Source organism: Shewanella sp. 1311, from assembly GCF_059338235.1.
In genome coordinates this window covers 1,996,698-2,017,469 of the sequence record NZ_CM181686.1, presented here as the reverse complement: position 1 = coordinate 2,017,469, position 20,772 = coordinate 1,996,698, and the positions used below count along the sequence as shown (strand labels likewise).

18 protein-coding genes and 1 pseudogene are annotated in these 20,772 nt (G+C 47.2%); 17 read left to right on the top strand and 2 right to left on the bottom strand.

What is annotated here, in order from left to right:
* Nucleotides 1–67 precede the first annotated feature (67 nt).
* From AC5YB3_RS09125 to AC5YB3_RS09065, 13 genes and pseudogenes are all read left to right on the top strand, one after another.
* Nucleotides 68–1,126, top strand: coding sequence for an HlyD family secretion protein (locus AC5YB3_RS09125; RefSeq protein ID WP_012090306.1), 1,059 nt, complete (start codon nucleotides 68–70; stop codon nucleotides 1,124–1,126).
* 1 nt (nucleotide 1,127) lies between these two features.
* A complete protein-coding gene (locus AC5YB3_RS09120) occupies nucleotides 1,128–2,756 on the top strand; it encodes a DHA2 family efflux MFS transporter permease subunit (protein WP_494526984.1) in 1,629 nt (542 codons plus the stop codon).
* A 163-nt stretch (nucleotides 2,757–2,919) separates the two neighbouring features.
* On the top strand, nucleotides 2,920–3,375 hold the full coding sequence (locus AC5YB3_RS09115) for a GNAT family N-acetyltransferase (protein WP_494527176.1): 456 nt from the start codon (nucleotides 2,920–2,922) through the stop codon (nucleotides 3,373–3,375).
* Between the two features lie 60 nt (nucleotides 3,376–3,435).
* Nucleotides 3,436–3,762, top strand: a complete 327-nt coding sequence (locus tag AC5YB3_RS09110) for a putative quinol monooxygenase (RefSeq protein WP_107949380.1) — start codon at nucleotides 3,436–3,438, stop codon at nucleotides 3,760–3,762.
* Between the two features lie 28 nt (nucleotides 3,763–3,790).
* Nucleotides 3,791–3,913 (top strand): annotated as a pseudogene (locus AC5YB3_RS09105) (radical SAM protein); the annotation flags it as partial.
* Between the two features lie 781 nt (nucleotides 3,914–4,694).
* Nucleotides 4,695–5,039 (top strand): metalloregulator ArsR/SmtB family transcription factor, encoded by a 345-nt coding sequence (locus AC5YB3_RS09100; RefSeq protein WP_494526983.1) that lies wholly within the window; start codon nucleotides 4,695–4,697, stop codon nucleotides 5,037–5,039.
* A 169-nt stretch (nucleotides 5,040–5,208) separates the two neighbouring features.
* A complete protein-coding gene (locus AC5YB3_RS09095) occupies nucleotides 5,209–6,204 on the top strand; it encodes a permease (protein ID WP_494526982.1) in 996 nt (331 codons plus the stop codon).
* 9 nt (nucleotides 6,205–6,213) lie between these two features.
* Nucleotides 6,214–6,450 carry a thioredoxin family protein gene (locus AC5YB3_RS09090; protein ID WP_006079976.1) on the top strand — a complete coding sequence of 79 codons (237 nt, stop codon included), beginning with the start codon at nucleotides 6,214–6,216 and terminating at the stop codon, nucleotides 6,448–6,450.
* A gap of 214 nt (nucleotides 6,451–6,664) precedes the next feature.
* Nucleotides 6,665–7,678: an ArsJ-associated glyceraldehyde-3-phosphate dehydrogenase gene (locus AC5YB3_RS09085; RefSeq protein WP_006079977.1), complete on the top strand. Its 1,014-nt coding sequence runs from the start codon at nucleotides 6,665–6,667 to the stop codon at nucleotides 7,676–7,678.
* Between the two features lie 10 nt (nucleotides 7,679–7,688).
* Entirely contained in the window at nucleotides 7,689–8,957 is a 1,269-nt protein-coding gene (gene arsJ, locus AC5YB3_RS09080) for an organoarsenical effux MFS transporter ArsJ (RefSeq protein ID WP_494526981.1), read from the top strand.
* Between the two features lie 6 nt (nucleotides 8,958–8,963).
* A complete protein-coding gene (locus AC5YB3_RS09075) occupies nucleotides 8,964–9,848 on the top strand; it encodes a DUF2927 domain-containing protein (RefSeq protein ID WP_494526980.1) in 885 nt (294 codons plus the stop codon).
* A 117-nt stretch (nucleotides 9,849–9,965) separates the two neighbouring features.
* Nucleotides 9,966–11,408 carry an MBL fold metallo-hydrolase RNA specificity domain-containing protein gene (locus AC5YB3_RS09070; protein WP_494526979.1) on the top strand — a complete coding sequence of 481 codons (1,443 nt, stop codon included), beginning with the start codon at nucleotides 9,966–9,968 and terminating at the stop codon, nucleotides 11,406–11,408.
* 290 nt (nucleotides 11,409–11,698) lie between these two features.
* On the top strand, nucleotides 11,699–13,075 hold the full coding sequence (locus AC5YB3_RS09065; protein ID WP_494526978.1) for an alanine/glycine:cation symporter family protein: 1,377 nt from the start codon (nucleotides 11,699–11,701) through the stop codon (nucleotides 13,073–13,075).
* A gap of 86 nt (nucleotides 13,076–13,161) precedes the next feature.
* Here AC5YB3_RS09065 and AC5YB3_RS09060 read toward each other — a convergent pair whose 3' ends face one another.
* Nucleotides 13,162–14,517, bottom strand: a complete 1,356-nt coding sequence (locus AC5YB3_RS09060) for a flavohemoglobin expression-modulating QEGLA motif protein (RefSeq protein WP_494526977.1) — start codon at nucleotides 14,515–14,517, stop codon at nucleotides 13,162–13,164.
* A 278-nt stretch (nucleotides 14,518–14,795) separates the two neighbouring features.
* Between AC5YB3_RS09060 and AC5YB3_RS09055 the strand changes: the two genes are divergently transcribed.
* Complete coding sequence (locus AC5YB3_RS09055) at nucleotides 14,796–15,758, top strand: PDC sensor domain-containing protein (RefSeq protein WP_006084247.1); 963 nt, start codon at nucleotides 14,796–14,798, stop codon at nucleotides 15,756–15,758.
* 181 nt (nucleotides 15,759–15,939) lie between these two features.
* Here the strand turns inward: AC5YB3_RS09055 and AC5YB3_RS09050 are convergent, their stop codons facing one another.
* Nucleotides 15,940–16,116, bottom strand: coding sequence for a PA3496 family putative envelope integrity protein (locus AC5YB3_RS09050; protein ID WP_006079984.1), 177 nt, complete (start codon nucleotides 16,114–16,116; stop codon nucleotides 15,940–15,942).
* Between the two features lie 325 nt (nucleotides 16,117–16,441).
* Here AC5YB3_RS09050 and AC5YB3_RS09045 point away from each other — a divergent pair, with 325 nt between their 5' ends.
* The 3 genes from AC5YB3_RS09045 to AC5YB3_RS09035 are packed head-to-tail and all read left to right on the top strand — an operon-like array spanning nucleotide 16,442 to nucleotide 20,769.
* Nucleotides 16,442–18,595: a CHASE domain-containing sensor histidine kinase gene (locus AC5YB3_RS09045; RefSeq protein WP_494526976.1), complete on the top strand. Its 2,154-nt coding sequence runs from the start codon at nucleotides 16,442–16,444 to the stop codon at nucleotides 18,593–18,595.
* The gene (locus AC5YB3_RS09040) at nucleotides 18,592–19,026 is read left to right on the top strand and encodes a response regulator (protein WP_006079986.1); all 435 of its coding nucleotides are present in this window, start codon (nucleotides 18,592–18,594) and stop codon (nucleotides 19,024–19,026) included. The genes AC5YB3_RS09045 and AC5YB3_RS09040 overlap by 4 nt, the downstream gene beginning before the upstream one ends.
* A 9-nt stretch (nucleotides 19,027–19,035) precedes the next feature.
* On the top strand, nucleotides 19,036–20,769 hold the full coding sequence (locus AC5YB3_RS09035; protein ID WP_432394879.1) for a putative bifunctional diguanylate cyclase/phosphodiesterase: 1,734 nt from the start codon (nucleotides 19,036–19,038) through the stop codon (nucleotides 20,767–20,769).
* The last annotated feature ends 3 nt before the right edge of the window (nucleotides 20,770–20,772 follow it).

Below are 20,772 nucleotides of genomic sequence, written 5' to 3'. Positions count from 1 at the left end.
TTTTTTACTGGCTAATAAACTTAGTGAGACAGTAGTACACTAGATATCACTAATCAAGGAGTCATTCATGTCCAAAAGTAAACTCATTATCGCCGTTCCACTGTTACTCGCTGCGGTTGCGGGAGGCGGTTATTACTGGTGGACACAGGTACGTTTTATTGAAACCACTGATAACGCTTATGTTGAGGCCGATATTTCCCATATCAGCGTTAAAGTGCCCGGTTACGTCGTGTTAAGCGATGTGACCGATAACCAGCATGTGCAAAAGGGTGAGCTATTAGCTCAGCTCGAAGATAACCAATTTAGCGCCAAAGTGAGCCAAGCCGAAGCCTCACTGGCAAGTTCGAAGGCGGACTTGCAAACCTTAGCCGCTAAGGTGGAGTTACAACGGGCGTTAATCACCCAAGCCAGTGCCGGTGTCGTGGCAGCTGAGTCCGATAAAATACGTGCACAGCAACAATTGAGCCGCTCGAAAAAGCTTAAAGTCAGTAATTACAGCTCCCAAGATGATGTCGATCAACTGCAAGCGGGATTCGATTCTGCCGCCGCCCGTCTCGATGAAGCCAAAGCCGTGTTAGTGGCAAAGCAACGCGAGTTAGCGGTTTTTAATGCCCAATTAGATCAGGCGGGTTCTGTGGTAGAACAGGCCGATGCGACCTTAGAATTGGCGAAAATTCAATTAAATGATACCCGTGTGACCGCACCTTTTTCTGGGGTGATTGGTAAACGTGGCGCTATGGTGGGGCAGTACGTGCAACCCGGCCAAGCACTCTACAGTTTGGTTCCGGATGGGGCAGTGTGGATCACGGCGAACTTTAAGGAGACCCAGATCCAACACATGCAACCAGGACAGTCGGTGCAGGTCAGTCTCGATGCGTTTCCCGACAAAACCTTTATAGGTGTTATCGATAGTCTGTCACCGGCGTCCGGAGCCAAATTCAGTTTACTGCCGGCGGAAAATGCTACAGGTAACTTCACTAAAATCGTCCAACGTATTCCCGTGCGTATTCGCTTAGATTTGTCTGAGGAAGAAGCACACATGCTACCGGGCTTAAGTGCGGTCGTGAAAGTGGATACGGCGTCGGGTACTGCAATATCGGCAATCGCTGCAAATACAGGTCGTTAGTATGAGCGCAACTGGCTCTATCACTGCGTCTGCCGATATGGAGGCGCAGGGCATCAGTGTCCCCAACAAGCCTACTGATTATGAGCGTGGCAGTCGCCGCTCATGGATCGCGGTATTTGGTGGGTTGATCGGCGCCTTTATGGCGATCCTCGATATCCAAATCACCAATGCATCGATGAAGGAGATTCAAGGCAGTCTTGGGGCTACGCTCGAAGAAGGCAGTTGGATTTCAACCGCGTATCTGGTGGCTGAAATGATCGCGATCCCGCTCTCTGGCTGGCTCAGTACAGGATTGTCGGTCAGGCGTTATCTGTTATGGACCACGGCCGCTTTTATCTTTGCTTCTGTGCTTTGTTCTATGGCGTGGAACTTAGAGGCCATGATCGCCTTTCGGGCGCTACAGGGCTTCTTTGGCGGTGCGCTTATTCCGCTGGCCTTTAGGCTTATCCTTGAGTTTTTACCCGATAACAAGCGTGCCGTCGGCATGGCGTTATTTGGCGTGACGGCGACCTTTGCGCCTTCAATCGGTCCGACCTTAGGCGGTTGGTTGACCGAGCAATTTAGCTGGCATTATCTGTTTTATATCAACGTGCCACCGGGCTTGTTGGTGATGGCGATGTTGGCCTACGGTTTAGAAAAGCAGTCGGTGGTTTGTGATAAGCTGAAGAATGTCGATCTGGCGGGCATAGTCACTATGGCGCTAGGTATGGGTTGCCTTGAAGTGGTGCTCGAAGAAGGCAACCGCAAGGACTGGTTTGGCTCGGAACTCATTCGTAATCTGGCCATTATTGCCGTCGTGAATCTGGTGTTGTTTGTTTGGATCCAGTTAAGGCGTAAAGAACCGTTAGTGAATTTGCGCCTGCTCGGTAAGCGTGATTTTGTGCTCTCCACCGTGGCGTATTTTTTACTGGGGATGGCACTATTCGGCGCTATCTATTTGATCCCGCTTTATCTATCGCAAGTCCATGATTACACACCGTTAGAGATTGGTGGCGTGATTATGTGGATGGGATTTCCGCAGCTATTGGTATTGCCTTTAGTGCCAAAATTAATGGAGCGCTTCGATAGTCGATATCTCGCCGCCTTTGGCTTTTTAATGTTCGCTATTAGCTATTACATGAATAGCCAGATGACCGCAGATTACGCCGGACCGCAGATGATCGCCTCGCAAGTGGTGCGGGCCTTAGGTCAGCCGTTTATTTTGGTGCCTATTGGTATGCTCGCGACTATGCATTTGAAACCCCATGAAAATGCTTCGGCGTCGACGGTATTAAACGTAATGCGTAACTTAGGCGGCGCCTTTGGTATTGCACTGGTTGCGACCCTATCAGACACGCTGGCGCGCGGGCATTTGGCCCATATTAAGGAATCCTTACCCGCAGTGAGCACGCAGGCACAGGACTATTTAGCCCAAAGCGCAAGCATGTTGCAGGCGGGAGGTTCAGATCCCTATACCGCGGCCGCGCAGGCGAAAGCCTTGCTGGGCAAAACCATGAGTCAGCAAGCCTATATTCAGGCCTATAACGATGTGTTTTACATCATGGGCGCTCTGCTACTTATCGCTGTGTTCGCCGTGCTACTGATCCGTAAACCAACTGGGCCTGTGGCCCACGATGCCATGGTTGAGTAATAACGTTTTTCGTTATCCTGTTGTTGCCGTAGATTTCCCCAGATCTATTGGTTTGCGCAACAGTTTTGCGCCTTAGTCCTCGCGGATTAAGGCGCTTTTTTATGGTCTTTATGCTGTGGTAGACTCAAAGCTCTTTTTCGATGATTTACAGAGGGATAATCGTTTGCAGTGGCAAAATCTTACATTTAATCAATTAAATGCCAATACCCTATACGACATATTGAAGTTAAGGGTCGATGTGTTTGTGGTTGAGCAGGCCTGCGCTTATCCTGAGCTTGATGATAAAGATAGGCACCCAGAAACCCAGCATTTAATTGGCTTATCGCCAGACGGAGAACTGCTTGCCTACGCGCGTATTTTACCGCCGGGGCTGAGTTATCCAGAGGCGAGTATCGGCCGCGTGGTGGTATCGCCTGCGGGACGAGGCAAAGGGCTAGCCATGCCTTTAATGCAGCATGCCATCGAATCGGCATTGACGACTTGGCCCGATGCGGGGATCCAAATTGGCGCTCAAGATTACCTTAAAGCTTTCTATCAAAAGCTCGGTTTTGTCGCCTGCTCTGAGATGTATTTAGAAGATGGAATTCCCCATTTAGATATGCGCTATCAGCCAGCGTAAGCGGCTATCAATATAAGCAATGCGTGTAAGCATCCAAATTAAGCCAATTAAGGAACCGAAATGACGACTGCAACGGACTATAAAATCAATCAACAACAAATTGCCTGCGTGGCAAGTTTTCTGGCTAAAGAGGGCAAAACTGAAGCGCTCATCGCCGCGCTTGCGAGCCTTATTCCTGACACGCGCCGCGAAGCGGGTTGTATTCGTTACGAACTCAATGTGAGCCGTGATGAACCGCGCCGCGTGACGTTTGTAGAGAAGTTTGTTGATATCGCCGCCTTCGATGAGCACTGCGCTAAAGATGCGATTCAACATTATTTCCACCAAGTGATGCCCGAATTGGTTGAGTCGTTTCATGTGGAAACCTATCACCAAATCATTGTTTAACCGTGAGACCAATTATTAGGAGCTTGCAGTGTTGATTAACTATATCGAGCCAGTATTTAGACCGCCATCCGAATGGAAGTCATTGATACTGCAAGTGACTAATGGTTGCAGTTGGAACCAGTGCAGCTTTTGCGATAGTCCTGTGCAGCCCATACACTCGGTAAGCAATTAGCGAATGTCTGAACCCTATCCATATTTGTGAGGCGTATGGAACTAAATTGAATACGCTGATATTGTTCGATGCTGCAATGACATCTCCGTCAAATAAGCTATTAGCAACCGGTCTGAACCACGAATCCCAACCTGGAATTTTATGGGGATAGGGCTGTAACCCATCCAGTTGTTCAAATAACTGATTTAAATGGTCACTGGAGTTAATCACTTCTGAAGTTTTTGAATCACGGCTTGGATTTGCGTAACACAGCACTATTTTGGCATTTTTTAACGGCCCAAAGAACGGGCCTGGAGGCAGTGCAAATTCAAACTCATTGACGTCGATGGACTCCAGTTCACCCAAAACCACACGATCATTTGGATGTTCTGTGGATAGAGACTTGTGGCATGTATGCCAGTATTCAAAAAATCCATTTCTATGTGCCCTGTAAGGTTTTGGCTGGCTGAATTTAGCGTTAGTTAGCCACCTTGTAACATAATAAAAATTTGGTCAATTATCATTGTTTGAATAATTTTTGGAATCAAGTCACTAACAGGTTATGGGGCGATCGCCTAAAAAGGTCAAAACTGCAACTCTATCGGATAGCGTTCAACAGTATTTTCGATAATCTTTTCATTGAGTTGTATCAATTTCGATTTCAAATAATCAATCCTTCCTGTCAATGCATCTCACATTTCTTTAAAAAATAACTCAATACATATGTTTTTTCATATATATTATTTACCATATATACTCCAATCAACTTTGGGAGCAATCGATGCAACCTGTCGCATTTTTTAAGGCAATTGCCGATGAGACTCGGCTTAAATGCCTGCTGCTGATCCAGCGTGAAGGTGAATTATGTGTGTGTGAGCTGATGGCGGCGCTGTCTGAGAGTCAGCCTAAGGTCTCGCGCCATTTGGCTCAGTTGAAAAAGGCTGGGTTGTTGGTCGATAGGCGCCAAGGTCAATGGGTGTTTTATCGGATCAATGCTGAGATCGCGCCTTGGTGCCAGCAGGTACTTGGCCAAACCTGTGATGATAACGACAGCTTTTTGCAGGAGAACGTGCGTAATCTTTGTCAGATGGGCGGTCGACCCGATCGCGTTACGGCCTGTTGCTAAGCGACTGCTGTTAAGCAGTAGTGACAGGGGGGCTGTGATAAGCGGTGCTCTGCCATTTCGTGCTGAGTCTAAGTGAGTAGAGTCTTAGTCAATTGTGAGTTTAGTGTCGAGCAGACTCGCGCGATTCTAGCGATATTTAAGTAAGTAAACCGTCAGTGTAGGGATCAATATGTTCCAAATATTTACTGATTTTGCGACTTGGCTAGTGTACGGCGTGTTTGGCCTAGAGGCGGGTTCGGCCTTGGGCGGAGCTGTGCATTTTTTTGTTGAAGATGTCAGTAAAATTTTTGTATTGCTGGTGGTGATGATTTATCTCATCGCCTTGCTGCGTGCGTCCTTAGATGTTGAGCGAGTCCGCGATTATTTAGCGGGTAAGAATAAGGGCGTGGGTTATCTGCTGGGGTCGATTTTTGGCGCCATTACGCCTTTTTGTTCTTGCTCGAGTATCCCTGTCTTTTTAGGTTTTACCTCGGCCGGGATCCCCCTTGGGATCACTATGGCCTTTTTGATCACTTCACCTTTGATCAATGAAGTCGCCGTCCTGCTGCTCATGAGTTTACTTGGCTGGAAATTTACCTTGCTATATGTGGCTGTGGGCATGACAGTGGGTATGCTCGGCGGACTATTGCTAGATGCGATTAAGGCCGAGCGTGGGTTGCAGTCCTTCGCCGCCGAAGCCCTCGTTCGTGGACGCCAGATGGCGGCATCGAATGAGGTTTCTACCACTGAGCGGGTCTTATCTTTATCTGAACGTCATGAACTTGCTAAAGCTGAGGCGCTTGAGATTTTTGGCCGCGTCTGGAAATGGGTCATTATCGGCGTGGGTCTTGGCGCTGCCTTGCACGGTTTTGTGCCTGAAGGTTGGGTTGAAACCCATTTAGGCCAAGGCCAATGGTGGTCTGTGCCTGCGGCCGTATTAGTCGGCATTCCCCTGTATTCCAATGCGACTGGCATTATTCCTGTGATGGAAAGTTTACTGGCGAACGGCCTGCCTATTGGCACTACGCTGGCGTTTTGTATGAGCACAGTGGCTGCCAGTTTCCCCGAATTTATTTTACTGAAACAAGTGATGCAGTGGCGCCTTTTGGCGGTGCTGTTGGTTGTGCTATTGACGGCATTTACGTTAGTAGGTTGGATTTTTAATTTTGCAGCACCGTATCTTTAAGGAAATAACATGAAACAAGTCAAAGTATTAGGTAGTGGTTGCGCTAAATGTAGTAAAACCGCCGAGATGATTGCGGACATATCAGAAGAAATGGGCGTGGATGCGATTGTGAAAAAGGACACAGATCCTCAAACCCTGTTGAAATTTAAAGTGATGAAGACGCCTGCGGTAGTGATCGATGGTGAGCTCATACACAGCGGCTCAGTACCGACTCGTGACGAAATTGAAGGATGGTTAAGGGACTAAGTTGTAGTCAGCTTTAGTCAATCAAGGCTGTTCGTTCGCCAAGCACATAAGTTAAGAAACATAAGCGAATAAATACACGCCATTGCCATACTCAGTCTCAGTCTCAGTCTTTGGCAATGGCGGTGTTATCGTTTAAGTAAACCCTTAGTAGCGTTAAGAAAATATAAAAAATTAAAGACATATAAATTTAAAATCAACATATTGGAATATCATCATGGCAATCAAAATCGGCATTAATGGCTTCGGGCGTATGGGGCGTTTAGCACTGCGCGCGGCATGGGACTGGGATGAGGTGGAGTTTGTGCAGATCAACGATCCCGCAGGTGATGCGCATACATTGGCACATTTACTCGAGTTTGATTCTGTCCATGGTCGCTGGCGTTATCCCGTGACGGCGAATGCCGATGAGATCCAGATCCAAGATAAAATCATTCGCACCACGCGTAATAAAGTCATCGCCGATACCGATTGGTCCGGTTGCGATGTGGTGATTGAAGCCTCTGGCGTGATGAAAACCAAAGCGTTATTACAAGCTTATTTAGATCAAGGTGTTAAGCGGGTGGTTGTCACCGCTCCCGTGAAAGAAGAAGGCGTGCTAAACGTAGTGATCGGGGTTAATCATCAGTTATACGATCCTGCCATTCATCCCATAGTGACCGCCGCATCTTGCACCACTAACTGCCTTGCGCCTGTGGTGAAAGTGATCCACGAGCAGATCGGCATCAAGCACGGATCTATGACTACGATCCACGATATTACTAACACTCAAACTATTCTCGATGCGCCGCATAAGGATTTACGCCGTGCCCGCGCCTGTGGTTTGAGTTTAATCCCAACTACTACGGGCAGCGCGACTGCGATTACCCATATTTTCCCTGAGCTTAAGGGCAAGCTTAATGGTCACGCCGTGCGGGTGCCACTGGCTAATGCTTCGCTGACCGATTGTGTGTTCGAGCTTGAGCGCGCCGTTACCGAAGCAGAAGTGAATGCGCTACTTAAAACCGCCGCCGAAGGTGAGCTTAAGGGCATTTTAGGTTATGAAGAGCGGCCGCTGGTGTCGGTGGATTACAAGACAGATCCGCGCTCAAGCATCATAGATGCGCTCTCGACCATGGTGATTAATGGCACTCAACTTAAACTCTATGTGTGGTACGACAATGAATGGGGCTACGCCAATCGCACCGCTGAGCTTGCCCGTTTAGTCGGCCAGCTTGATTTGCCGCGCTAGGAGAGCTCAATTGTTTGCCGCCAAGCCATTTGAACAACTGATGCAATTGCCTGCTGCCGTGCGGCAATATTTGTTGATCACCTTCAATTATTGGAGTTTTACTTTAACCGACGGCGCACTGCGGATGTTAGTGGTGCTGCATTTTCACGATCTTGGCTACAGTCCGCTGGCGATCGCTATGCTGTTTTTGTTCTACGAGATTTTTGGCGTAGTGACCAATCTGATTGGCGGCTGGCTAGGGGCGCGTTTAGGGTTAAATCGCACCATGAACTTGGGTCTTGGCATGCAAGTGTTTGCCTTAGCCATGCTGTTAGTGCCGGCGGCGAGTTTACCTTTGTGGCTTGCAGGCGTGCCTTGGGTGATGGCGGCGCAGGCGTTATCTGGGATCGCTAAAGATCTCAATAAGATGAGTGCCAAAAGCGCGATCAAACTGTTGGTGCCAAAAGGCGAGCAGGGCAAACTTTACCAGTGGGTTGCCCTATTAACGGGGTCTAAAAATGCCCTCAAAGGCGCGGGATTTTTCCTCGGCGGCGCCTTGCTTGCCTTGCTCGGGTTTGAGCTGGCAATCGCTACTATGGCTATCTTGCTCGGACTCGTCTGGTTACTCAGTCTAGTGATGCTGAAAAAGGATTTAGGTAAAGCCAAGAATAAGCCCAAATTTACGGAGATTTTCTCTAAGAGTCGCAGCGTAAACATTCTCTCGGCGGCGCGATTATTCCTGTTTGCCGCCAGAGATGTGTGGTTTGTGGTGGCGCTGCCCGTGTATCTAGCCAGCCAACTAGGCTGGGATCATTGGGCAGTGGGCGGCTTTTTAGCCGTGTGGGTTATCGGTTACGGCATAGTGCAAACCCTAGCACCTAAGATCACGGGCAATCGCCAAGCGCAAAGTCAGTTAACTGATACAGCCCCCGATGGCCGCAGCGCGTTAATTTGGGCCTGTATGTTGGCCTTTGTGCCAGCGCTGATTGCCTGCGCGATACAGTTTAGTTTTTATCCCGAGGCCAGTTTGTTGTTGGGTCTCATGTTATTTGGTGCCCTGTTTGCGGTAAACTCGTCGCTGCACAGTTACTTAATTGTGAGTTACGCCAGTGAAGATGCGGTGTCGCTGGATGTAGGTTTCTACTATATGGCCAATGCTATGGGGCGTTTAGTCGGCACTGTGCTGTCTGGCTTAGTGTATCAAGCCTATGGTTTAGCAGCCTGTTTGTGGATTTCGACCGCTTTTATCGGTATCACTGCTATGATTTCGATTAAGTTACCTCGGCAAGTTGCGGAATAAGTGCCAATGCAAAAGCGGCCTAAGACATCAACACATAACTACAAAGGGTTAATGTTACCTGCGTGTCGGCGTTTTGGGCGCAGCCTATGTATGAGTTTAGGCTTGTGCTTAAGTTTGTTAGCCTTACCTCTTTACGCCGCTCAAATGCAGCCCGCGTTAATTCCTGCATTAACACCCGTAGCGGATTGGAAAAATTCAGCCTATATTACCCAAGCATTTAGCGAAGTCGCCCTTAAAAATGAGTATGACGTGGCGAAACACCGGGTGCGTAAGTGGCGCATTCCGGTACGAGTGTTTGTCGAACATCAAGTGGGCGACAGGGCGCTGCACACCCAATTAGTGCAGATGCACTTAGCGCACTTAGCCGAGATTACGGGTCATGATATTCAGCTGGTGGATACGCTCTTGGATGCGAATCTGCACTTAGTGTTTACCCGTCAATCCCAATGGGAGAGCGAGGTTATGCGCTTAATGGGGCCAAGTTCGGCGAAAAATGTCCACGGCTCAGTGTGTATGGCCAAGTTTGCTCTTAATGCTAAGAGCGAAATTGAACGCGCATGGGTGATCATTCCCGTCGATCAGGCGCAAATGCACGGTAAGTTAGTGGCTTGCGTGGTCGAGGAAATTACTCAAGTGCTTGGGCTACCCAATGATTCTGAAAAAGTATTCCCCTCTATCTTTAACGATAAAACCCCGCAGGACTTACTCACTGGGCTCGATTTCATTCTGCTTAAATTGCTCTATAGCCCGAATATTCGCGCTGGTATGACGGCCGCAGAGGTCAAAGCGCCATTGCAGATATTGCTCGAACAATGGCAGCTTGATGACACCCTAATCAATGCCGATAAAACCGTGCGCCAAGGTCAGTTATACCCTTTATTAGGTTATTGATGCTTGAGTGTTACTGCGAAAGTTGACATTGCTCGCATGCGATCAATTAATCCTTTTTCTTTGAGGAATAAGGGCATAGTCTAGCTTTATACAAGGTAAAAACGTTGGAGGGACACCATGCGAATGACACTGCAGTTTTTAGGAGCGACAGAGGAGGTGACCGGCTCATGCCATTTACTCTCGGTCGATCATGAACACTTATTACTCGATTGTGGTTTGATCCAAGGTGGTAAAGCGGATGAACTGCGTAATCATGATCCCTTCGCCTTCGACCCTGAGTCTATTTCCGCTGTTGTGCTTAGCCATGCCCATATCGACCATTCAGGGCGTTTACCACTCTTAGTTAAAGCGGGTTTTGATGGGCCAATCTACACCCATAAAGCCACGGCAGAACTGTGCGCCATCATGCTCAAAGATGCGGCCATGCTGCAGACCCGCGACACCGAAAGGGTCAATAAAAAGCGCGCTAAACATGATCTTGAACCCTTAGAACCGCTATTCACCGTTGAAGATGCCGAACAGGCCATCACCCAATTTGTGCCGCTGGAATACGGCCAAGTAACTCGGGTCATTCCCCATGTGGATATTTGCCTCTCAGATGCGGGGCATATTTTAGGTTCTGCTTTGGTTGAATTGTGGTTAGGCGAGGGTAAGTCCCAGAAGAAAGTCGTTTTCAGTGGCGATCTTGGCCGTGCGGGGATGCCGATTTTACGCAATCCGACCTTAGTGGATACGGCGGATTTAGTGTTAATGGAAAGCACCTACGGCAACCGTTTTCACCGCAGTTGGACTGAAACCTTAGCCGAGTTGAAAGACATTTTTGCTAAGACAGTCAACGAGAGCCAAGGCAATATCTTGCTGCCAGCTTTCTCGGTTGGACGGGCGCAGGAATTATTATATCTATTTCATTTATATGCTAAAGAATGGGATCTCGGTCGCTGGAAAATCTGCCTAGATAGCCCCATGGCGATTGAGGCGACTCGCGTCTACGTCAATAATTATCCGCTGATGGATGAGGATTTTAAACGCTTTACCCGCCAATATCCTGGGCAGCATCCGCTGTTGTCGAATGTCGAATTTATCCAGACGACCGAAGAGTCGATGGCGCTGAATGAAGTGCATAAGGGATTGATCATTATCGCGGGGAGCGGCATGTGTAACGGTGGGCGTATTCGTAGCCACTTAGAGCACAATTTATGGCGTCCTGAATGCGATGTGATTATCTGTGGTTATCAAGCCCTTGGCACACCGGGACGTGCCTTGGTCGACGGTGTTGAGGAGCTGACTATCCACGGAAATAGCATCAAAGTCGCGGCAAAATTACACACAGTTGGTGGGCTTTCTGCCCATGCGGATCAAGCTGAGTTATTACGTTGGTATCGCCACTTTGAAGGCCAACCGCCGCTGATTTTAGTCCACGGAGAACCTGATGCGCAGCATGGATTGGTCGATGTGGTTAACCAAGATCCTAAAACTAAACCTCAAGCCACCGCGATTGCGACCCATGGCGACAAGTTAGATTTAACCGCGCTGCCACAGTTAGTGTGGAAACCAGCTTAAGTTAACCATCCTACTTAGCGGCGTATTGCTCGAGAGACTCCCTGCATACTCAATGCGGGGATTTTTTATTTATGTTGCAAATCAATATCTCACCGCTCGGCAACGACTCTGCGTGCCAATCCATTTCAAATAAATTCGCAGATGATTTAGATTTCCAATTGTTAACTATTCGTTGTAATCTGAGGTGCAACTGTTAGATTGGCTCCTTGATATGTCGTGTTCGTTAGGCCAAGTCCTAATCCGACGGCGTCAGTCAAACTATAACAATAACAAGCAATCACGAGGTTTGAATGGAAGCGATTACGGAGTTTGTTGGCCTGATTAATGGCTTTGTCTGGGGCACACCTATGTTGGTGATGATCTTAGGCGTTGGTTTGTTTCTTTCCCTCGGGCTGAGATTAATGCCCATTCTGAAGTTAGGTACAGGCTTTAAGTTACTTTGGTCTGGCCGTATTCCCGATAAAGATAAAAATGTGAAAGGGGATGTGAGTCCGTTTAATGCGCTGATGACCTCCCTTTCTGCCACTATTGGTACGGGTAATATCGCAGGCGTGGCGACGGCAATTTTTGTCGGTGGCCCTGGCGCGCTATTCTGGATGTGGTGCACCGCATTAGTGGGCATGGCGACTAAGTATTCTGAGGCCGTGCTGGCGGTTAAATTTCGCGAAGTAGACGATCAGGGCAACCATGTCGGTGGCCCTATGTATTACATTAAAAATGGTCTCGGCAAAAAGTGGGCTTGGTTGGGCACTCTATTTGCAGTTTTTGGATCACTTGCTGGCTTTGGTATTGGCAACACAGTGCAAGCCAACTCAGTCGCCGTGGCATTAAGCAGTAACTTCGGCGTTCCGGCTTGGGTGTCTGGCGTGGTGATGATGCTGCTCGTGGGCGCGGTATTGATGGGGGGCATTAAGCGTATCGCTGAAGTCGCCGGTAAGTTAGTGCCATTTATGACGATTTTTTATATTACTGCTGGCCTAGGTGTGTTGGTGGTGCATATTCAAGACGTACCAGCGGCATTCGCCTTAATTATTCACAGTGCTTTTAATCCTGTTGCGGCCCAAGGTGGTTTTGCGGGTGCAGCTGTGTGGGCGGCGATTCGTTTTGGTGTAGCGCGCGGCGTATTCTCCAACGAAGCAGGTTTAGGTAGTGCGCCGATAGCCCATGCTGCGGCACAAACCAATAATCCCGTGGCGCAGGGGCTGGTGGCTATGCTCGGCACCTTTATCGATACTATCGTGGTCTGTTCGATTACAGGGCTGGCGATTGTGGTTTCTGGCTCTTGGACCTCGGGCGAAAATGGCGCCGCGCTGACGTCATACGCTTTCTCCCATGCCTTGCCTCTGGGTAATTATATCGTGGCTATCGCCTTGTCTATTTTTGCCTTCACCACCATTATTGGTTGGAGCTTCTACAGCGAAAAATGTGTGCAGTATCTCTTTGGTATCAAAGCGGTAAAACCTTTTAGGTTGCTATGGACCATTGCCGTGCCACTAGGCGCCGTTAGCTCGTTAGATTTTATTTGGTTATTGGCTGATACCTTAAACGCCATGATGGCCATTCCTAACTTAATCGCCTTGGCACTGTTAAGTCCTGTGGTCTTTGGGTTAACACGGGAATACTTCATTAAAAAGCGTGCCGATGAAGCAGCAAAGGCCCAATCTTAATCTGATGAATAAAGTTGAGTCACGTTAGAATAAAAAAGCTCACCTAGTTGTGAGCTTTTTTCATTTAAATCAATAATATTTATGTATTAATCCGAGTTGTTGTCGAACTCAGTATCGTCGAGGAACTCAAAGGCTGGTTCGACGTTCGGTACGTCTTTAAATAGGCGAGTGAAGTGACGTTGTACGCCTTTCAAATCGATTCCCGCGAGACCTGAAGCAAAACCAAACCAAGCATAAAGACCACTAAAGTTATCGAACATGGGCGGTAAATATTTCGGTGTGGTCAGAATACCTTCTTGGCAAGCTTGGTATAACACAGGGATATCTTCGATCGCCAATTTACCGAGGAACAACATAGGGATAAGTTCGGGAAGGCCAGAGGTGATGGCGCTGCGGATAAAGTTAATGTTTTCCACATAGCCGCGCACATAGGAAATATCCTTAGTGAAGAAGCTGCCGCCTTCTACCATACCCCCACGGAAAACCCTTTGGGTGACGCGATAACTGTCGGTCGCGCTCAGGTTTAATCCTCTGAAATAATTAAATACTTCAATAAAGTCGGCGCCATTTTCTGCCATATCGACCGCGGCGACACGGTCGCTAATACGCCGAGCTCGTCCCGGATTTGAACTTAGGGTCAGCATTTCCAGTAAAACAGCTAAACCCTCTTGGGTCGCGGCTACCCGCGGCGAACCGACACTGAGCCAAGTGGCGTGGGGTTGGGCTCGACCATTTAGCGTAGTGCCGACATGCACCCAACCTTCGTGAACCTCGTATACATTGAGATCCGACTCGCTGAACATGGCTTTGCTATTGAGCTTAACGGTATCGCCACCTACAGCGGCATCGGAGACGATACCGTCACTGAGGCGCACGCGCATGTCATCGCTATGGAAGTATTTCTCTAAACGTTGACTGAGCACGTGAACCGCTTCGGGTGCGCTAATAATCTTAGGGTGATGTTTATTCATGTGTCTCGCTGCCGGCAGCGAGAAGATATAACTGAGTTTATCGCCTAACTGTCGCAGCGTATGACGATCGCCGTGCAATCTGTGACTCGCGCTGCCGTATAATTCTTGGCTAAGTTTACCAAAGGTCGGCGTGCCTCTGTTTTCGAGCATATCGACCACAAGGCGATATTGATCGACGTTAGCCACCAATATCTTGCCGAGTTTATCCCGTTTACCTAAACGTCTATGGATATCCTGTTTGAGGGAGCCGAGTTCTGCTTGGGTTTTGACGGGGTCAAAAGGTAAGGCAATGTTTTGATAGAACTCTTGCTTGATAGCCGGTAGTACAGTGCCCTTATTAGAGAGAAAGCGCTCCTCCATTTCCCGCGGCCATTTGATGGCATCTAAGATTTTTATTGGCGTTTGGATGCGAATTAATTCATCGGAAAAACGGCGTAGATCTTGTTGATATTGGGCTAACGACTCAGACATTCCCGTATATCCTGCAGGTAATTTCAGCGAGAGAGATGTGGCTAATCATAGCCTTAAACCTCATTTATTCATATTGATTCGCAGGCTAGCTGAGGAAATATACCGATTGCATAAATTAACTGTTATCGGTTTTGTGAATCATTTTGGTGCACCTGTGACTATTTTAGCGCTGTGTTTATGAGCCATAAATTAGTAACTATTTGTTTAATAGTATTTTATTGATATGGCATTAAAGCTGCTTTGTTCTGGACTTAGAAATCGGTTGATTGGAGCGAAACATGGCAGCGATGAGTTATTTGAGTGTTATCGAGCGGTATCACGAATACGAAGCCACAGTGCATGAACTGATGGAATCGATTTTAACAGGGATTGCCGATGCCGAGTTATTTAAGCAACCTAAGGTCGATGTCAAAGCGATGAAAGGAATCGCGAAGAGCTATCCCTTTGTTGAACTGATGTATTTACTCGATAGCCAAGGCTTGCAGATAAGCCAAAATATCGCCGTGGTAGATCACCAGATCGAGTTAATTCCGTTAGGTGGCAATCGCGATCGCAGCCAAAGACCCTATTTCATTAATCGTGATGAGTCCGATGGCGTGAACATTACGCGTCCCTATTTATCCAATGCCAGCGGTAATTTATGCCTTTCTGCCTCCCTAGCTATTTATCAACAGGAGCAAAAACTGGGTTATTTAGTGGTAGATGTGGACTTGACCCGTTTGATTGAATTTATGATGGGCGACAGTGCACGGCGGCGTGTAACGCCGGCATTTAAAGCGGTTTATGGCGTGATAGTGGCTGGGTTGTTTGTGCTGGTTACTGTATTGCTCTGGACCGCATTGCGGGACATTTACGGGCTTTTTACGGTCGAGCGAATTGGTCAAGATCCACTGCAACCCTTTGGGATCATTATTTTTATGACGTTAGCATTAGCGATTTTCGATCTCGGGAAAACCATTCTCGAAGAAGAAGTCCTAATGCATAAGGATATCTTTCGCCACAGCTCAACGCGGCGAACCATTACGCGGTTTGTTTCTACCATCCTCATTGCCATTTCCATTGAGGCCTTATTGACTATGTTCAAGGCGTCACTCGGTGAGAAACAATATATTGAACCCGCGATCTGGATGATGTTAGCCGTTGTCGGTTTACTCGTAGGATTAGGTGCTTACGTTTATTTAGGTGCTAAGGCCGAATGGTTGCTGATTAAAACTCAAGCCTATAAAAGCGGTAAAAAGTGACAGTGAAACTGCAGCGTTTAATGTGGGCATAAGAAGGTTAAACAAAGTCACACCCAGCACTGAGGGCTGGGTGAGATATTAGGTCTGAGTGGACACGAACTGTGTGAGTTCTAGATGAACACTCTGCGATTTAACGCAGCATCACCCTAATTTTGTCCACTAGATAGTGAGATCAAATAGGCTAGAAAAAATCGTCATCTCCTAATGCACGCTTTAACTCCGCCCGTTCGAGGTAGTCTTCTAAACGCTTTTTGACTTCACGTCTATGTTGCATTGCCTCAGCGGCTTTGCTGTTTCTCGGTGTGGTCATTGCCTCAAGTTCAGTATCGTTGGGCACGACTTCAGTAATATGAGCCATAACGAATTCCTCTTGTTGTTCCTAACGACTTTCTAACTAAAAAGAGTATGGTAGAAAAGCAAATAATTTTGTGAGTCAGGGTAAAATTTTCTGCCCGTGAGCCGGATAATTCAGCTCGCTGCGGTTTAGCGTCAAGCCAAGACAGGGATTGCCTATTGGATTAATTTAGTTCTTGCTTATTTTGTGATTGAGAGCACAACATCGTCATCGATATATTCGGGTTAATTCCTAGTTAAATAGTAGGATAAACTTGAATTTAGGCATAATTGCAACAACACTTGTAGCTGTGTTTATTGCTAAATCTTTTGCTAGGGAATTGGCTCATATGGACAAGGATGAGTTTTCTAAATCGCATAGCCCATCAAATAGTATCTACTTTAGCGTGCTGAGCTCTAGCTGGCTGATGATTGTCGCTGCTTTACTTTTTATGGGCATCTCTTGGTATGTGCTGGAGCAATATCTTAGGGATAGGGGGGAAGAGCGTTTCGAGAACAGTGTTCAAGAGTTAACCGAAGCGGTGAATCGCAGAATGCTTGCCTACGAGCAGGTCTTACGCGGTGGTGTCGGCTTGTTATTATCTTCGAATAATGTGACCCGCAAGGAATGGCAAACCTATGTTGTCAATGCGCATTTATCCGAGTATTACCCGGGTTTCCAAGGCTTTGGCTATGCTCAGTTACTTAAACCTGACACATTAGATGCCCACGTCCAACAAGTTCAGTCCGAAGGCTTTAAAGACTATAAAATATACCCTGAAGGAGTTCGTGATCAGTATTGCGTGATCTTGTATTTAGAACCTTTTGATTGGCGCAATCAAAGAGCCTTTGGCTATGACATGTGCTCCGAGGCTAATCGGCGCAAAGCCATAGAGCACGCCATTAGCACTGGTCAGCCGACTGTTTCTGGCAAGGTCGCTTTAGTGCAAGATACACCCGAAGATGCTAAAGCGGGTTTTTTGATGTATTTGCCGATTTATCAAGGGATTGTGGCAACTGAGGCTGAACGGAAACAGCAGGCGATTGGACTCGTGTATGCGGCGTTTAGGATGGACGACCTCATGCAAGGAATTATGGGGGATCGATTCTCAGGTTTGAAGCTCGCCATTTATGAAAGCCCGCAGGCAAGTGCCGACAGTTTAATGTTCACTAGCAGTAAAGTACTTCCAAATCAAAAAGATGTGTTTTATCAGTCACAGACCGACTTGATTGGCGGTAGGCAGTGGCGCTTAGACATTTCATCACAATCGCGTTTTATCTCAAGATCGGAAGAGACCCAAGGTATCTGGCTGCAATTTATCGGTTGTGCATTCATTTTAGCGCTGTTTTATTCTGTGCTAATCATGGCGCGTAATCGATATAAAGAGTCATTACTTACCTCTGAACTAATCGCGAATGAAAAACGCTTTAGACTCGTCATTGAAGCCTCCCCAAGCGCACTATTTATGGTCGATAAGGCAGGGGTTATTACGTTAGTGAACACCCATGCGGAACGCTTATTTGGTTATGCAAGAGACGAGTTACTCGGCCGCTCTATCAATATGTTATTACCAGACGCGCTGAGGGATGCGCATCAGCAGCACATGAATAATTACTTAGTGCAGCCGATTGCGAAAAATATGTCGATGCGGGATGACTTATTTGGCTGTTGTAAAGATGGCAGTCGACTCGCGATAGAGGTGGGGCTGACGCCTATTCATTTCAGTAATGGCATTTTCATTCTCGCGACGATTAACAATGTGTCTGAACGTAAGCGCATTGAAGTCCAGCGTGCAGAACACATGCAAGAGCTTGAGCGGATTAATCAAGAACTCGACCGCTTTGCCTATATCGCCTCCCATGATTTGAAATCCCCACTACGGGGTATCGAGCAGTTAACATCTTGGTTAGCAGAGGATTTATCCGATAACACCAATGAAAATGTGCAGAAATATCTTGGGCTGATCCAAAGTCGTATTCATCGCATGGTGTTACTGCTCGATGGGCTATTGATGTTCTCCCGTATTGGCCGTGTCGATACTGAAACCACCGAGGTCAACAGTCGGCAACTGGCTGAAGACATGTTTGCGCTCGTCGCGCCGCCACAGGGGTTTGAGTTAGTTCTAAAAGGGGAGTTTCCAAATTTCCATACTGTACGCGCACTGTTGGAATTGGTGATACGAAATTTAATCAGCAATGCCATTAAACACCATGACTTAGGCACAGGTGTGATCACTGTCTTATGTGAGGCCGCGGATAAACATTATCTCTTCAGTGTGATAGACGATGGACCAGGTATCTCAAGTGCCTATCAGAATAAAGTCTTCGAAATGTTTCAAACACTTAAACCTAGGGATGAAGTAGAGGGCAGTGGTTTAGGGTTATCACTTGTGAAGAAAACAGTTGAAAGTTTAGGTGGGAATATTCAACTCAAATCGCAGGGCAGAGGCTGTTGTTTTTACTTTACTTGGCCTAAGAAAATAGTGAAAAAGGAGCTTCTATGAGAGCAGCAGATCAATATCAACAGGTCACCATTTTATTAGTTGATGACGATGATGTGGATTACATGGCCGTGCAGCGGGCGATGAGGCAACTTAGGTTACTCAATCCCTTAGTGCGAGCACGGGATGGCATTGAGGCACTAGCAATTCTCACTAGCTTAGACACGATTAAAGGCCCGTATCTTATTTTGCTCGACCTTAATATGCCAAGAATGAATGGCTTTGAGTTTCTTGAGCGGATACGTTCAGATCCTTCACTTTCATCATCTGTCGTTTTTATGCTCACGACGTCGAGTACTGATGAAGATAGAATGAAAGCCTATAGCCATCATGTGGCTGGTTACATGGTTAAAACTGACATAAAAGACGGTTTTAACAATATTTTTAATATGCTTGAAGGTTACTGGCGAATAGTCGAGCTCCCATCCGCATAAGGTGAGTATATGGATTTACTACTGATCGATGATGATGAAGTCGATAGAACGGCAATTATCCGAGCACTTAGGCAGTCAAAGTTGACGTTTAATGTGATCGAAGCCAATTGTGCATTTGATGGTTTGAATCTTGCCTTAGAACGTCATTTCGACGGCATTCTATTGGATTATTTATTGCCCGATGCCAATGGGTTAGAAGTGTTGATTAAGCTCAATGCCATGACGCAAGATCAGACTGTGGTCGTGATGCTGAGTCGCTATGAAGATGAGAAACTGGCCCAGCGCTGCATTGAATTAGGTGCGCAGGATTTTCTGCTTAAGGATGAGGTTAACTCGCGGATCTTAACTCGTGCGATTCGCTATGCGAAACAAAGATCTTCAATGGCATTGGCGTTACGGAATAGCCATCAAAAACTAAAAGAACTGGCCGAGCACGACTCGCTCACTAAGTTGGTTAATCGCTATGGTTTTGAACTGTGTCTTAATCGAGCGATCGCAAGGGCGAAACGCTGTCACGATTATTTGGCGGTTATCTTGCTGGATCTCGATGATTTCAAAGCGATTAACGACACCTTAGGCCACCAAACGGGTGATGTGCTGTTACTCAAAGTGGCGGCTCGATTAAGTGAGGTGCTGCGAGATGGCGACATTATTGCCCGTTTAGGCGGTGACGAATTTGTCGTACTCGTGACAGATAACGATTATAAATATTTCCCCATGATAGTGGCCAATCGGCTGCTCAAAGTCTTTGAGGATGAATTTTGTCTCGGTGACAACGATGTGCTTATCGGTGCCAGTATCGGTGTGGCTTTTTATAATGAAGCGGCTTCGAACAGTTCTGAGCTGATGAAATGCGCCGATATCGCCATGTATCGCGCTAAAAAGATGGGCCGAAACCAGATCCAGTTTTATTCCGAAGCCTTAGACAAAGAGGTGCGCTACCGTAATCATATCGAGTCAAGTTTACGTATGGCCTTAAAAAGAAATGAATTTAAGGTCCATTATCAAGCACAGGTTAATGCGAAAACCCATCAGCTGGTGGGGATGGAAGCCCTTATCCGATGGCAGCACCCAGTGGATGGTATTATCGCTCCAGATCAATTTTTGCCCATAGCCGAAGAAATTGGATTAATGGATGACATTGATGATTGGGTGCTTGAACAAGCCTGCACCCAGGCACAGGTTTGGTTAACCCAATTACAGTCCCTAGGCCAAGAATTCACTATCGCAGTAAACCTCTCTGCATCTCAAATCGGAAATGAGAACCTGTTTGATAAAATCGTGCATACACTGACGAAGACAGGCCTGCCTGCTGGAGCATTAGAGCTTGAAATTACAGAAAATTGCCTTATTGAAGATCCCCATGAACATGCCAAAGTGCTCGATAGAATCGCCGGATTAGGGGTGCGTTTTGCCCTCGATGACTTCGGGACGGGTTTTTCGTCATTAGAACACATCAAACTGTTTCCGATCAGCGTGCTGAAAATCGATAAAAGCTTTGTCGCTTCCTACGATAAGGATGAAAAAGACACCCGATTGCTCGCTGCTTTACTCAACTTTGCCTATGGGTTTAATGTTATTTCTGTGGCGGAGGGTGTTGAAACGTTTGAGCAAGCAGAGTTTTGTACTGCTCGCCATTGCACTGTTTTACAAGGGTATTTATTCTCGCGCCCCTTAGATGCCGCGGCGTTTGAGGCCAAGTATATTCTGCCACTACTAACCCAAACTCAGCTCCCAGTGTGAGAG